Raw genomic sequence first — 12281 nt, forward strand, 5'->3', positions numbered from 1 at the left:
GCGTCCCCGGGGTGACGGCGGCGTGGCCTGCCCCAGGAGCGAGCCGCCCGGAGGGAGTCGGCTGAGGGGGTTACGGGTTCGGGCGGAGGGGGAGGCGGACCGAGACCGTCCAGCCGTCCTCGTCGGGGCCGGCGCGCAGGTCGCCGCGGAGCAGGCGGACGCGTTCGCGCATGCCCGCCACACCCCGGCCGCCGCCCCGGCCGCGGCTCCCGGCGCGCCTCCCCCCGTGCGGGCCGCCGTGCGCCCCGCCGGGGTTGCTGACCTCCAGGCGCAGGTCGTCGCCCTGGACGGCGGCGGCCAGCCGGACCGTGCCGCCGCCGTGCCGGATCGCGTTGGTCAGCGCCTCCTGCAGGATGCGGTACGCCTCCCTGGAGACGACGGCGGGTACGCCGGACAGGTCGCCCACGTCCTGCCGCACCTCGGCGCCGGAGCCCGCCACCAGCGCCGCGAGGTCGGCCAACGTCGCCTGCGGCGCCCGCCGCGCCTCCTCGCCGTCCCGCCGGCGGCCCTCGGGCCCGCCCGCGCCGCCTGCGTCGTGGCGCCCGTCCCCGCGCGTGTCCTCGCGCCCGTCCCCGCGTGCGTCCTCGCGTGTGTCCTCGCGCAGGACGCCGAGCACGTGGTCCAGGTCCTCCAGCGCGGCGCGGGCCGACTGCTCGATGGCCGCCAGCGCGGTCCTGGCGGTGGCCGGGTCGCGGTCGAGGACGCGTCCGGCCGCGGCGGCCTGCAGGGTGACGACGCTGAGCGCGTGCCCGACCGAGTCGTGCAGCTCGCGGGCCAGCCGGTTGCGTTCGGCCAGCGTACGAGCGTGATCCTCGGCGGCGGCCAGCCGCTCGGCGGGGGTGGGGCCGAGCAGCGGGGGAGCCAGGGCGGCCAGCAGCGCCCCCGCCCCCGCCGCGCCCGCCACCAGCAGCGCCAGCGCCCCCACGCCCGCCGCCGCCCACAGCACGGACGGCCACCCCGGCTCGGCCGTGAGCCCCAGCACCGGCATCGGCTCCCCGACGAACGGCAGCGCCATCGTGAACACCGTGAACGGCACGACCGCCAGCGTGAACCCGCTCACCACGCCGCCCACCGCCAGATGCAGCGTGAACCACGCGGCGGTGCGCCGCCGCTCCTGCCACGACCGGCGGGCCTGCCGCGGCGGGGTCTCCACGCGGGCCCCGAGCAGCCCCTGGGCGGCGTTCACCTCCAGCGCGCGCACCGGCAGGAACAGCCCGGTCACCGCCACCACCGGCAGCACCGCGACGAACACCCCGACCTGGATCGGCATCAGCAGGTCGGACGACATGCCGCGCCACAGCCCGGCGACCAGCACCCCGGCCATCATGTACGGCATCAGCAGCGCCCCGCCCAGGATGAGGCACGCCCAACGGCGGGGGAGGTTCCTTCTCACATCCGGGATTGTATGTCGATAGTTTTTCGCGCTGGGAGTAACGCGCCTTGAGTGAAATGCGCCCCCAGCGAAAAGGGGCTGGAATTCACCGCCGCCGGGTCCAGCGTTTTTCGCAGGTTCAGTTTCGGCAGAAAGGTGATGTCAATGACGGAGACCCAGCGCGCGGCCTGGCCTGACCAGCTCAGTCAGCGCCTGCTGAAGGAACGCATCGTGGTCCTCGGCCAGGACGTCGACGACGAGATTTGCAACCGGCTCTGCGGTGAGCTGCTTTTGCCGGCAGCCGAAGACCCCCATCGGGACATAACGCTTTACATCAATTCGCCGGGCGGCTCGGTGACGGCCGGCAGGTGTCGCCATGAAGGGTCCGCGCTGGACGCGTTGCGCGCCCGCTTCGCCGGCCGGCACACCGCCGTCACCCGCGTCCTGGCCGAGGCCGGCGAGAGGAGCGTGCTCCGGCACGAGATCCACGACCTGCGGCCGCGCCTGCGCTCGTTCGCCAGCGGCAACGCGGTCCTGCTCCGCCTGCTCGCCGCCTGACGGCACGGCTGGAGCACGCGAGGGGTGGGGTGAGGGCCGGGTGGGGGGTGGCCTGCGGTGGGTGGTTGGAGGGGGGCTGTAGTCTTCTGGGCGTTTCCTGGGGGAGTGGGGGCGCGGCGTGCCGCTGGAGCAGGTTGTGGTGTTGCTGGCGGCCGCGGCAGGCGCCGGATGGGTCGACGCGGTCGTGGGCGGCGGCGGGCTGGTGCAGCTGCCGGCGTTGCTGATGACCGGTATGCCGCCCGTCCAGGCCATGGCGACCAACAAGTTCTCCTCGGTGTTCGGCACGGCCTCGGCCGCCGTGGCGTACGCGCGCTCCACCAAGATCGACCGTCAGGTGGCGTTACCGGGTGCGGCGCTGGCCGTGGTGAGCGCCGGGCTGGGCGCGTGGGCGGCGGCGGCGATCTCGGCCGACGTGTTGCGCCCGGTCGTGATGGTGGTGCTGCTCGGCGTGGCGGCGTTCGTCACGTTGCGTCCTTCGATGGGCGCCCTGCCGCAGCCGCACCTGCGGACGAACGGCCGGGTGGTGGCGGCGGTGGCCGTGGCGGGCGTGGGCATCGCCTTCTACGACGGCATCATGGGGCCGGGCACGGGCACGTTCCTCATCATCGCCTTCACCACCATCCTCGGCCTGGACTTCGTCGCCGCCTCCGCCTCGGCGAAGATCATCAACGTGGGCACGAACCTCGGGGCGCTGGCGGTGTTCGGGCTGCAGGGCCACGTGCAGTGGGCGCTGGGGCTCGGCATGGCGCTGTGCAACGTGGCCGGCGCCCAGCTCGGCGCCAGGATGGCGATCAGGCGCGGCACGGCGTTCGTCCGGGTCGTGCTGTTGTGCGTGGTGGTGGCGATGGTGATCAGGCTCGGCTGGCAGCAGTTCGGCTGATCCCCGGCACGCCACCGCCCGCGTCCGGATGCCTAAGGCCGCAGGGCGGGGGCCGTCAGGGCGACGAAGGCCGCCATCAGCGCCGGTACGGCCAGCGCCCGCGGCAGCCCGGCGAGCTGGGCCACCGCCCCGATGATCACCGGCCCCGACAGGAACCCCAGGTACCCGACGGACGCCACCCGCGCCAGCGCCCGCCCGGCGAAGGCCGGGTCCCGGTGCCCCGCGGCCGAGAACACCTGCGGCACGATGCACGACAACCCCGCCCCGAAGCAGCCGAACCCCACCACCCCGGCCACCGGCCCCCCGCCGAGCAGCGCCAGCCCGAGCCCCGCCGCCGCCAGCAGCCCGCAGCACCGCACCAGCGTCACCGGCCCGAACCGGGCGGCCAGCCGGTCGCCCGCCAGCCGCCCCGCGGTCATCGCGAGGGAGAACGCGGCGTACCCGGCGGCGGCGAACCCCGCCGAGGAGGCCAGGTTCTCGCGCAGGTAGACCGAGCTCCAGTCGGCCGCCGCCCCCTCGCCCACCAGGCAGCAGAAGGCCAGCACGCCGAGCAACAGGATGCCCTTGGGCCGTCCGGACCCCGAGCCGCCGGCCGGCAGGGGAGCGGGCGCCGAGCGCAGCGCCCACCGCCAGGCCCACGCCGCCAGCACGGCGATCACCGCCCCCACGCACCCGAACGTCACCGACGGCGGCAGCCCGGCCTGCGCGAACACCCCGCCCGTCGTGGCCCCGGCGAACCCGCCGATGCTGTAGACGGCGTGGAAGGACGACATCACCGGCCGCCCGCAGGCGCGTTCCACCTCGACGGCGTTGGCGTTCATGGACACGTCCAGGACGCCGTGGACGACCCCGAAGACCAGCAGCGCGGCGGCCAGCGAGCCCAGGCCCGCGGCGAAGGCGGGCGGCACCAGCACCACGCCCTGCGACAGGGCCGCCGGGATCATGACGCGGCTGCTGCCGTAGCGGTCCACCAGGCGGCCGACGGTCGTCATGCCGGCGACGGCGCCCGCGGCGATGGCCAGCAGCGCCAGGCTGAGCCGTCCGGCGTCGAGGCCGAGGTTCTCCTTGATGGCGGGGATGCGGGCCGTCCAGGTGCCGATGGCCAGGCCGGCCAGGAAGAACAGCAGGTAGACGGCCGTCCGTTCGCGTCTCACCGGGCCTCCTTGACGTCCACCCCGGCCGCGACGAGCGCGTCACGCTGCTCGGGCGGCACGCCGTCGTCGGTCACCACGACGTCCAGTCGGGAGATCGGGCAGACGGCGCCGAAGGCCGTACGGGAGAACTTGCCCGAGTCGCAGGCCACGATCACCCGCCGGGCGGCGGCGATGGCCGCCCGTTTGACCGCGACCTCGGGCAGGTCGTGCGCGGTCAGGCCGTGCTCGGCCGACAGGCCGCAGCAGCCGATCACGGCGGTGTCGAAGCGCAGCGCCGCGATCGAGCTCTCGGCGAGCGGGCCGGTGAGGTTCAGCTCGCCCTTGCGGACCTCGCCGCCGGGCAGCACCAGGCGCACCCGCGGCGCGGCGGCCAGCAGCGAGACGGCCTGCAACGCCAGCGGCAGGACGGTCAGCCGCCGCCCGGCCAGGGCGCGGGCCACCTCCAGGACGGTGGTGCCGCCGTCCAGGACGACCGCCTCCCCGTCGGCGATCAGCGCCGCGACTGCGACGCCGATGCGCCGCTTGGCCTCCACCGCCTCCCGCTCGCGCACCCCGAACGGCGGCTCCTCGCCGCGCAGCAGCAGGGACAGCGCCCCGCCCCTGACCCGGCGGACCACGCCCTGCTGGGCCAGCTCGTCCAGGTCGCGCCGGATCGTCATCTCCGACACGCCGTGCCGCTCGGCGAGCTCGGCCACCGAGACGCTGTCGTGGGCGCGCAGGGCGTTCATGATGGCGGTCAAACGTTCCATATGTTCATACAAACACCGAAAATGTGCGCAATACAATGACGAATATGCGTGCCAGCCGCCTGCTCTCCCTCCTCCTGCTGCTGCAGACGCGGGGCCGGATGACCGCGCCCGAGCTGGCCGCCGAGCTGGAGGTGTCGATCCGCACGGTCTACCGGGACGTCGAGGCCCTGTCGGCGGCCGGCGTCCCGGTCTACGCCGACCGCGGACCGGCGGGCGGCTACCAGCTCCTGGACGGCTACCGCACCCGCCTGACCGGGCTGACGGCCGAGGAGGCGTCCTCGCTGTTCCTGGCCGGGCTGCCGGGACCGGCCGCCGAGCTGGGCCTGGCCGACGTCGCGGCGACCGCGGAGCTGAAACTGCTGGCCGCGCTGCCGCCCGAGCCGCGCTCGCAGGCCTCGCGCATGCGCGAGCGTTTCCTGCTGGACGTGCCGAGCTGGTACCGCTCGGCCGACGACGTGCCGCACCTGAGCGACGTGGCCGAGGCGGTGTGGGAGCAGCGGCCGCTGCACATGACCTACCGCCGGTGGGGGCAGCGGGAGGTCGACCGGGTGATCCACCCGTACGGGCTGGTGCTCAAGGGCGGCTCCTGGTACCTGGTCGCCGCCCCGCCCGAGGGCTCGCCGCGTACCTACCGGGTCTCGCGCATCCTCACCGTCGAGCAGCTCCCGGGCCGTTTCCGCAGGCCGGAGGGGTTCGAGCTGGCGGCGTTCTGGCGGGCGTACGCCAAGGAGTTCCGCGAGCGCATGTACACCGCCGAGGCCGTCATCAGGCTCGCGCCCGGCCGGGAGGACCTGCTGGCGTACACGATGGGGTCCGACGTGGTCGCCGCGGCGCTGGCCGCGGCGGGCGAGCCCGACCCCGAGGGCTGGCGGACGATCACCGTGCCGGTCGAGTCGCTCACGCATGCGCGCTGGCTGCTGCTGCGCATGGGCGCCGACGTCGAGGTGCTGGAGCCGGCCGAGCTGCGGGTGCTGATGGCCGAGGCGGTGACCGGCCTCGGCAAGCTGTACCTCTAGATCAACTTGTCCGGATAAATGGCGAGAAAAGGGCTGCCTTCTCTGTCAGCATGCCCACCATGTACCTTCTGGCTTTCGTCGGCGCGTGCTTCCTGGTGGCCATGGTCCCCGGGGTGAGCACCGCCATCATCCTGCGCCAGACGCTCCGCGCCGGCCGCGGCTGCGGCCTGGCGGCCACGCTGGGCAACGAGACCGGCATCCTGCTGTGGGGGCTGGCCGCCGCGTCCGGGCTGTCGGCGCTGCTGGTGGCCTCGCAGGTCGCCTACGACGTCATGCGCGTCACGGGCGCGGTCGTGCTGGTGGTGATGGGCGCGCAGGCGCTGTGGAAGGCGCGCCGGGCGACCCCGCAGGCGGAGGGCGCGCCGGTGGAGGGGGAGCCGGTGGAGGGCGCGGCGGTGGCCGGGCTGCGCAGGTCCTACCTGTCGGGGCTCGGCACCTGCCTGGCCAATCCCAAGGCCGCGGTGTTCGCGATGTCGTTCCTGCCGCCGTTCGTGCCGGCCGGGCAGAACGTGCCGCTGACGCTGGTGACCCTCGCCGTCGTGTGGGTGCTGGTGGACACCCTCTGGTACGGCCTGCTCATCTGGGCCGTCGCCAGGGCCAGGGACCTCCTCGGCCGCCCGGCCGTCAGGCGCCGCCTGGAGCAGATCTCCGGCGTCGTGCTCATCGGCCTCGGCGTCCGGCTGGCCCTGGACGCGCGATGACCCGCCGAGCCGGCGGCCGATCGTGGACTACCGTTAGGGCATGACCAACGACCTGGCGTCCCTGATGAGGCAGGCGCAGGACGACGATCCGCTGCTGGCCCTGCACGCCACCACCGCGCTGCGGCGCGAGATCGAGCGCCTGGAGGCCGTCCAGGTGCGCCGGGCCAGGGTGGCGGGCCTGCCCTGGGCGCAGATCGCCGACGCGATCGGCGTCAGCAAGCAGGCCGTGCACAAGAAGTACGGCCGTCGCTGATCACGCCCGCGTCCATCGGGCGGCGAACCAGCCCAGCACGATGTTCCAGGAGTAGCCGCGGCGGATGCGCCCGGCCACGTCGGGGGGCAGGGTGTCCAGGCCGCGGTGTTCGAGCAGCACTTCTGTGCCGTCCTCGACCGCGGTGAAGGCCACCTCGATCTCCATCCGGCCGCCCGGGTTGAGCAGGTCGGCCCAGACCAGGCGGTGGGGCGGCTCCCAGTGCACGATCCGGCCCATGTCGGCGTGGCCGCCGTCGTCCCACAGCTCGCGCAGGTAGCCGTCCTGGAAGCGGATGGCCACCGCGCGGGCGGGGTCGACCCAGCTGTGGCGGCCGCGCACGTACCACTGGTCGATCTCGTCGGTGAACATCCGGAACGCGGTCGCCGGATCGACCGGCACGACGACCGCCGCCCGCACCGCGTTCACTGACCGCGCTCCACGTGGTCCTTGAACGAGCCGAGCTGCTCGGCCCAGAACGCCTGCACCTGGTCCAGCCACGCCTGCAGCGCCGCGAACGGCTCCTGGCGCAGGGTGTAGAGCCGCAGCCGGGCGTCGTCGCCGCCCGCCTCCGCCCGTACCAGGCCGCCGGCCCGCAGCACGCGCAGGTGCCTGCTGAGCGCGGGGGCGCTCATCCGCACCGCCTGGGCCAGCTCGCCGGCCGGGCGCGGGCCCTCGCGCAGCAGGTCGATCACCTTGCGCCGGGTGGGGTCGGCGAGGGCGGCCAGCGTGGCGTCCAGGTCGTTAACGCTGTTGTTAATCTTTTCCTGCTTCCGTTATGGTGTTGGTGCTTAACGATAGCGGCAATTATTGCGGGGAGACGTGCATGAGTGTCCAGCTGGGCTACTACACCCTGTCGGTCGAGGACCTGGAGCGGGCGGCGGCCTTCTACGGGCCGCTGTTCGGCTGGGAGTTCAGGCGCGAGCACGAGCGCTACCTGCACGTCACCAACGCCGACGTGCCGATGGGCCTGCGCGCCGGCGGCCCGTCCGCGCAGCCCAACCTCTACTACCACGTCGAGGACATCGACGCCGCCGTCAAGCGGGTGCACGAGCTCGGCGGCACGACGGGCGAGGTGTACGAGAGCAAGTCCGGCCGCGGCTGCTCCTGCACCGACGACCAGGGCACCGAGATCAGCCTGTGGCAGCCCGCGCCCGGCTTCGAGTGACCCTCATGCGCCCGTCCTCACTGTCTAGGTAAGCTTCGCCGGTGACGACAGACGCGTGGCGTATCACCGGCCAGTCGCAAATTGACAGGTATGTCGGTAGATGGGTTGATCTGGCCGTGTTGCTGGTCAACGAACTGGCCGTTACCCAGGTGCGTGGCCGTCCCGCCGGGCCGCCGGCCGACCGGCGCGCCGCGCTCGAGGCCGCCTTCGTCCGGCATGGATGGACGCCCAGCAGGGCGCTGACCGGCTCCGACGCCGACCGCCTGGCCGGGGTGGCCGACGAGCTGCGGGCCGCCTTCACCGCGAGCCCCGCCGTGCCGGCCGTGCTGAACCGGGCCCTGCTGCGGCACGGCGCCGTGCCCAACCTCCACGGCGACCCGCCGGTCCTGGCCTTCCACGGGCCCGCCGCCGGCCTGGTGGACGCGTGGGCGGCCGACATGGCCACCGGGCTGGCCATGGTGATCGGCGTCGGGCAAGGGGTGCGGCTGCGCACGTGCGAGGCGGCGGCGTGCGAGCTGGTCTTCTTCGACGCCACCCGCAACGCCTCGCGCCGGTTCTGCGGCCTTTCGTGCCAGAACCGCGCCAAGGCCAGCGCCTACCGCGCCCGCCGCAGTACCTGATCTACAACGTAAAGGCGCCGGTCCGGGCCGCCCGCCCGCCGTCAGTGCACGGAGAAGCCGCCGTCGACGAAGAGCAGCTGGCCGGTGACGAACGCCGAGGCGTCCCCCGCCAGGAACACCGCCGCGCCCGCGAAGTCGCCGGGCACGCCGTTGCGGCCGGTCATGTGCCGGGCGGCCAGCTCCTCGACGCGGCCGGGGACGGCCTGGGCGGGTTCGGTCAGCGGGGTGAGCACGAATCCCGGGATGATCGTGTTGACGCAGACGCCGTGCGCCGACCACGCCTCGGCCTGCGAGCGGGTCAGGCCGGCGACGGCGGCCTTGGCGGCGCCGTACACGCCGCTGTCGCCGAAGGCGCTGATGGACTGCTGGGAGCCGACGTTGATGATGCGGCCCCGGCCGCGGGCGGCCATGCGGGGGCCGAAGTGCTGGCCGAGCAGGTAGGGGGCGGTCAGGTGCACGGCGATGGTCTGCTCGTAGTCGCCGGGGGTGAGCTCGGCCATGGGCTTGCGGATGTTGTTGCCGGCGGCGTTGACCAGGATGTCGATCTCTCCGGCGGCGGCGCACAGGCGGGCGAGGTCGTCCCGGTCGTGCAGGTCGGCGCTGACGGCGGAGGCGGTGACGCCGTGGGCGCGCAGCCGTTCGGCGGCCCGGTCGAGCTCGGCGGGCCTGCGGGCGGCGAGGACGACCTCGGCCCCGGCCCGGCCGATCGCCTCGGCCATGGCCAGGCCGATGCCCGAGCTGCCGCCGGTGACGAGCGCGCGGCGGCCGCACAGGGAGAACAGGTCACGCAGATAGTCCGACACGAGCGCTCAAGCTAGCAGCAGTCGTGAGAAGGCGGGCGGGCGGCGTCGGTTGCCGGAACGGCGAAGGAGGGCTAGGCTCGTGAACTCGGCAATACGAGAAGCGGCTCCACAGAGCTCCCGTAAAGGAGTATAGCAGGGAATGGCTAATCGTCAAGATGGTCTCGCGGAAGCCCTTGACAGCGAGCAGCGTACGGTCCGGTGGCTGTACGCCAGGCTCGACGCGGCCAGGGAGCGGGCGCAGGCGACGCTGCGCCAGGTGTACGCCGGCGGCGGCGCGACGGGCACCCGGCAGGCGCGCTTCGAGCGCGAGGTGACCGCCTCCGAGCAGGCGCGGCGGCTGGCCCAGCTCAACGCGGTCGAGCGCGGCCTGTGCTTCGGCCGGATCGACGACTCCGGCGGCCTCAGCACGTACGTCGGCCGGATCGGGCTGCGCGACGAGGACCACGAGTCGGTGCTGATCGACTGGCGGGCCCCGGCCGCGCGCCCGTTCTACGTAGCCACCGCCACCGACCCGGGCGGCCTGGTGCGGCGCCGGCATCTGCACCTGAAGGGCCGCACGGTGGTCGGCATCGACGACGAGGTGTTCGACCTGGAGGGCATGTCCGACGGCGACCGGCGCACGCTGGTGGGCGAGGCGGCGCTGCTGGCGGCGCTGCGGCGCGGCCGTACCGGCCGGATGGGCGACGTGGTGGCCACGATCCAGATCGAGCAGGACCGGGTGATCAGGGCGGGCCTGCAGGGGGCGCTGGTGGTGCAGGGCGGGCCGGGCACCGGCAAGACCGTCGCGGCGCTGCACCGGGCCGCCTACCTGCTCTACACCCACCGCGACACGCTGGAGCGGCGCGGGGTGCTGGTGGTGGGGCCCAATCCGATGTTCCTGCGCTACATCGGGCAGGTGCTGCCGGCGCTGGGGGAGACGCAGGTGGTGATGGCCACGGTGGGCGAGCTGTTCCCGGGGGTGCGGGCGGTGGCGGCCGATCCGCCGGCGGCCGCGGTGGTCAAGGGCGATCTGCGGATGGCCGAGGTGGTGGCCGCGGCGGTGGCCGAGCGGCAGCGGGTGCCGGCGGGGGATCTGGAGGTGGAGCTCGACGGGCTGCGGCTGCGCGTGCCGCACGCGGTGTGCGTGCGGCTGCGCGAGCGGGCGCGGGCGGTGCGCCTGCCGCACAACATGGCCCGCAAGCTGTACGTCACCGAGCTGCTGAAGGAGCTGGCCAGGGCGGAGGCGCGGGCGCTGGAGGAGTCGCTGCACCTGGAGGAGCTGGCGGCCGACGACCCGGAGCTGGCCGAGCCGCTGGACCTGGAGGGCGACCTGGACGAGACGGACATCGCGCTGGCGGCCGAGCGGTTGTGGGGTGAGGAGCCGGTGCGGCGCGCGGTGGCCGAGCTGTGGCCGGAGCTGACGCCGCAGGAGCTGGTCGCCGATCTGCTGTCGGCGCCGGACACGTTGTGGTCGGTGTGCCCGCCGGGCCTGGACTGGACGCCGCTGGTGCGGCCCCGCGAGTCGCCGTGGACGGTCGGCGACGTGCCGCTGCTGGACGAGGCGGCCGAGCTGCTGGGCCACGACGACTCGGCCGAGCGGGTGGCGGCGCGGCGCGCGGGGGAGGAGTGGGCCGAGCAGGAGTTGTACGCGCGCGAGGTGCTGGAGACCACCGGCCTGCTGGAGGGGGGCGTCTTCGACCGGGCCGACGTGCTGGCCGAGCGGCAGGCCGACGACGGCGCGGGGCTGACGACGGCCGAGCGGGCGGCGGCCGACCGCACGTGGGCGTACGGGCACGTGATCGTGGACGAGGCGCAGGAGCTGTCGCCGATGGCCTGGCGGACGGTGGTGCGGCGGGTTCCGGCGCGGTCGCTGACCGTGGTGGGCGACCTGGCCCAGACGGGGTCGGCGGCGGGGGCGCGCTCGTGGGCGCAGGTGCTCGACCCGTACCTGGAGGGGCGCTGGCGGGAGGAGCGGCTACTGGTCAACTACCGCACGCCGGTGGAGATCATGCGGGTGGCGGCCGACGTGCTGGCGGCGGTGGCGCCGTGGCAGGAGCCGCCGGAGTCAGTGCGCGACGGCGGCGACGAGCCGCGCGCGGTGCGGGCGGCGGTGGCGGAGCTGCCGGCGCTGGTGGCGGCGGAGCGGGCCGAGCTGAGCGCGCGGGGCGAGGGCGGCCGGTTGGGGGTCATCACGCCGGACGCGCTGCACGCGCGGGTGGCGGCCCTGTTCCCGGGGTCGGCGGACCTGGACGCGCCGGTGGCGGTGCTGACGGTGACGCAGGCCAAGGGCCTGGAGTTCGACGGGGTGGTGGTGGTCGATCCGGCGGGGATCCTGGAGCAGTTGCCGATGGGCGGCCACGACCTGTACGTGGCGGTGACCCGGGCGACGCGGCGGCTGACGGTGGCCTGCGAGGGCGAGCTCCCGCCGATGCTGTCCCGCTTGAAATCTACAATGTAAAGCCGGTGGGCCGGTGACATTCATCCCCAATCCACCGAAAAAGCGGCGACGATCGGGAGCGCCCCGGGCGGGTCATTCGTTGTAGAGCTTGTCCGCGACTTCGCGGATGCGGCGGGTGGCGTGGTCGAGGGCGCGCAGGGTCTCGGTGTCGAGGTGGGACATGATGCGCTTGTAGTGTCGCAGGCCCGCGTCGTTGATCTCGGCGATCAGGGTGGCGCCGGCGGGGGTGAGCTCGACCCGGCGCACCCGGCGGTCGTTGGGGTCTTCGTGCCGGCTGACCAGGCCCTGGGCGACCAGGCGGTCGACGATGCCGGTGACGGTGGCGAGGCTGACGCCGAGGGTGTGGGCGAGGTCCTGGCCGGAGGCTGAGCCGTGCGTCGACAGCTGCATGACGACGCGGAGCTGCCGGATGGTGAGGTTGGAGCTGAACAGGGGGGACTGTTGCCGGGTGAACAGTCTTCCCAGGTCGCGCTGTGTCTCGGTGATCCGGCGGATCAGGTCTTCGCGGTCGTCGCTCACGCTCACCTCTCGCTTCCTGAGAAGGTTATCAGGAAAGCTGGATCAGGCTAAATA

General features: G+C 73.9%; 14 protein-coding genes and 1 pseudogene. 8 read left to right on the forward strand and 7 right to left on the reverse strand.

Annotated elements, in window-relative coordinates; all coding sequences use genetic code 11:
* Positions 1–70 precede the first annotated feature (70 nt).
* Entirely contained in the window at positions 71–1393 is a 1323-nt protein-coding gene (locus tag ACIBST_RS22315; RefSeq protein ID WP_397174139.1) for a sensor histidine kinase, read from the reverse strand.
* Between the two features lie 144 nt (positions 1394–1537).
* Between ACIBST_RS22315 and ACIBST_RS22320 the strand changes: the two are divergent.
* Positions 1538–1738 (forward strand): annotated as a pseudogene (locus tag ACIBST_RS22320) (ATP-dependent Clp protease proteolytic subunit); the annotation flags it as partial.
* 310 nt (positions 1739–2048) lie between these two features.
* On the forward strand, positions 2049–2810 hold the full coding sequence (locus tag ACIBST_RS22325) for a sulfite exporter TauE/SafE family protein (RefSeq protein ID WP_397174141.1): 762 nt from the start codon (positions 2049–2051) through the stop codon (positions 2808–2810).
* Between the two features lie 32 nt (positions 2811–2842).
* Here the strand turns inward: ACIBST_RS22325 and ACIBST_RS22330 are convergent, their stop codons facing one another.
* Both ACIBST_RS22330 and ACIBST_RS22335 read right to left on the reverse strand, forming a co-directional pair.
* Positions 2843–3964: an MFS transporter gene (locus ACIBST_RS22330; RefSeq protein WP_397174143.1), complete on the reverse strand. Its 1122-nt coding sequence runs from the start codon at positions 3962–3964 to the stop codon at positions 2843–2845.
* Positions 3961–4713, reverse strand: a complete 753-nt coding sequence (locus ACIBST_RS22335; RefSeq protein ID WP_397174145.1) for a DeoR/GlpR family DNA-binding transcription regulator — start codon at positions 4711–4713, stop codon at positions 3961–3963. Before ACIBST_RS22335 ends, ACIBST_RS22330 begins: the two co-directional genes overlap by 4 nt.
* A gap of 44 nt (positions 4714–4757) precedes the next feature.
* On the opposite strand from ACIBST_RS22335, the gene ACIBST_RS22340 reads away from it, so the two are divergent.
* From ACIBST_RS22340 to ACIBST_RS22350, 3 genes are read left to right on the forward strand one after another with little or no spacing between them, the layout of a single operon-like run.
* Positions 4758–5729 carry a helix-turn-helix transcriptional regulator gene (locus tag ACIBST_RS22340; protein ID WP_397174147.1) on the forward strand — a complete coding sequence of 324 codons (972 nt, stop codon included), beginning with the start codon at positions 4758–4760 and terminating at the stop codon, positions 5727–5729.
* A gap of 59 nt (positions 5730–5788) precedes the next feature.
* Positions 5789–6430, forward strand: coding sequence for a LysE family translocator (locus ACIBST_RS22345; RefSeq protein WP_397174149.1), 642 nt, complete (start codon positions 5789–5791; stop codon positions 6428–6430).
* Positions 6431–6470: 40 nt separating this feature from the next.
* Entirely contained in the window at positions 6471–6683 is a 213-nt protein-coding gene (locus tag ACIBST_RS22350; protein ID WP_352328267.1) for a hypothetical protein, read from the forward strand.
* On the opposite strand, the gene ACIBST_RS22355 is transcribed toward ACIBST_RS22350, so the two are convergent.
* Both ACIBST_RS22355 and ACIBST_RS22360 read right to left on the reverse strand, forming a co-directional pair.
* Positions 6684–7109, reverse strand: a complete 426-nt coding sequence (locus ACIBST_RS22355; RefSeq protein WP_397174151.1) for an SRPBCC domain-containing protein — start codon at positions 7107–7109, stop codon at positions 6684–6686. It lies immediately after the preceding gene.
* Positions 7106–7441, reverse strand: a complete 336-nt coding sequence (locus tag ACIBST_RS22360) for an ArsR/SmtB family transcription factor (RefSeq protein ID WP_397174260.1) — start codon at positions 7439–7441, stop codon at positions 7106–7108. Before ACIBST_RS22360 ends, ACIBST_RS22355 begins: the two co-directional genes overlap by 4 nt.
* Before the next feature lie 65 nt (positions 7442–7506).
* Between ACIBST_RS22360 and ACIBST_RS22365 the strand changes: the two genes are divergently transcribed.
* Together ACIBST_RS22365 and ACIBST_RS22370 are read left to right on the forward strand one after the other, a co-directional pair.
* Positions 7507–7848 carry a VOC family protein gene (locus tag ACIBST_RS22365; RefSeq protein ID WP_397174153.1) on the forward strand — a complete coding sequence of 114 codons (342 nt, stop codon included), beginning with the start codon at positions 7507–7509 and terminating at the stop codon, positions 7846–7848.
* A 116-nt stretch (positions 7849–7964) separates the two neighbouring features.
* The gene (locus tag ACIBST_RS22370; protein WP_397174155.1) at positions 7965–8468 is read left to right on the forward strand and encodes a CGNR zinc finger domain-containing protein; all 504 of its coding nucleotides are present in this window, start codon (positions 7965–7967) and stop codon (positions 8466–8468) included.
* Positions 8469–8509: 41 nt separating this feature from the next.
* On the opposite strand, the gene ACIBST_RS22375 is transcribed toward ACIBST_RS22370, so the two are convergent.
* On the reverse strand, positions 8510–9271 hold the full coding sequence (locus tag ACIBST_RS22375; RefSeq protein WP_397174157.1) for an SDR family NAD(P)-dependent oxidoreductase: 762 nt from the start codon (positions 9269–9271) through the stop codon (positions 8510–8512).
* A gap of 139 nt (positions 9272–9410) precedes the next feature.
* Between ACIBST_RS22375 and ACIBST_RS22380 the strand changes: the two genes are divergently transcribed.
* Complete coding sequence (locus ACIBST_RS22380) at positions 9411–11708, forward strand: HelD family protein (protein ID WP_397174158.1); 2298 nt, start codon at positions 9411–9413, stop codon at positions 11706–11708.
* Between the two features lie 72 nt (positions 11709–11780).
* Here the strand turns inward: ACIBST_RS22380 and ACIBST_RS22385 are convergent, their stop codons facing one another.
* On the reverse strand, positions 11781–12233 hold the full coding sequence (locus ACIBST_RS22385; RefSeq protein ID WP_387675313.1) for a MarR family winged helix-turn-helix transcriptional regulator: 453 nt from the start codon (positions 12231–12233) through the stop codon (positions 11781–11783).
* Positions 12234–12281 lie beyond the last annotated feature (48 nt).

The sequence above is a fragment of the Nonomuraea sp. NPDC049684 genome (genome assembly GCF_044465345.1).
Taxonomy (GTDB): Bacteria; Actinomycetota; Actinomycetes; order Streptosporangiales; family Streptosporangiaceae; genus Nonomuraea.

Coding starts and splice junctions, on each gene's coding strand:
- ACIBST_RS22365 (WP_397174153.1), top strand. CDS start 7,507: ATGAGTGTCCAGCTGGGCTACTACACCCTGTCGGTCGAGGACCTGGAG.
- ACIBST_RS22345 (WP_397174149.1), top strand. CDS start 5,789: ATGTACCTTCTGGCTTTCGTCGGCGCGTGCTTCCTGGTGGCCATGGTC.
- ACIBST_RS22335 (WP_397174145.1), bottom strand. CDS start 4,713: ATGGAACGTTTGACCGCCATCATGAACGCCCTGCGCGCCCACGACAGC.
- ACIBST_RS22340 (WP_397174147.1), top strand. CDS start 4,758: ATGCGTGCCAGCCGCCTGCTCTCCCTCCTCCTGCTGCTGCAGACGCGG.
- ACIBST_RS22350 (WP_352328267.1), top strand. CDS start 6,471: ATGACCAACGACCTGGCGTCCCTGATGAGGCAGGCGCAGGACGACGAT.
- ACIBST_RS22380 (WP_397174158.1), top strand. CDS start 9,411: ATGGCTAATCGTCAAGATGGTCTCGCGGAAGCCCTTGACAGCGAGCAG.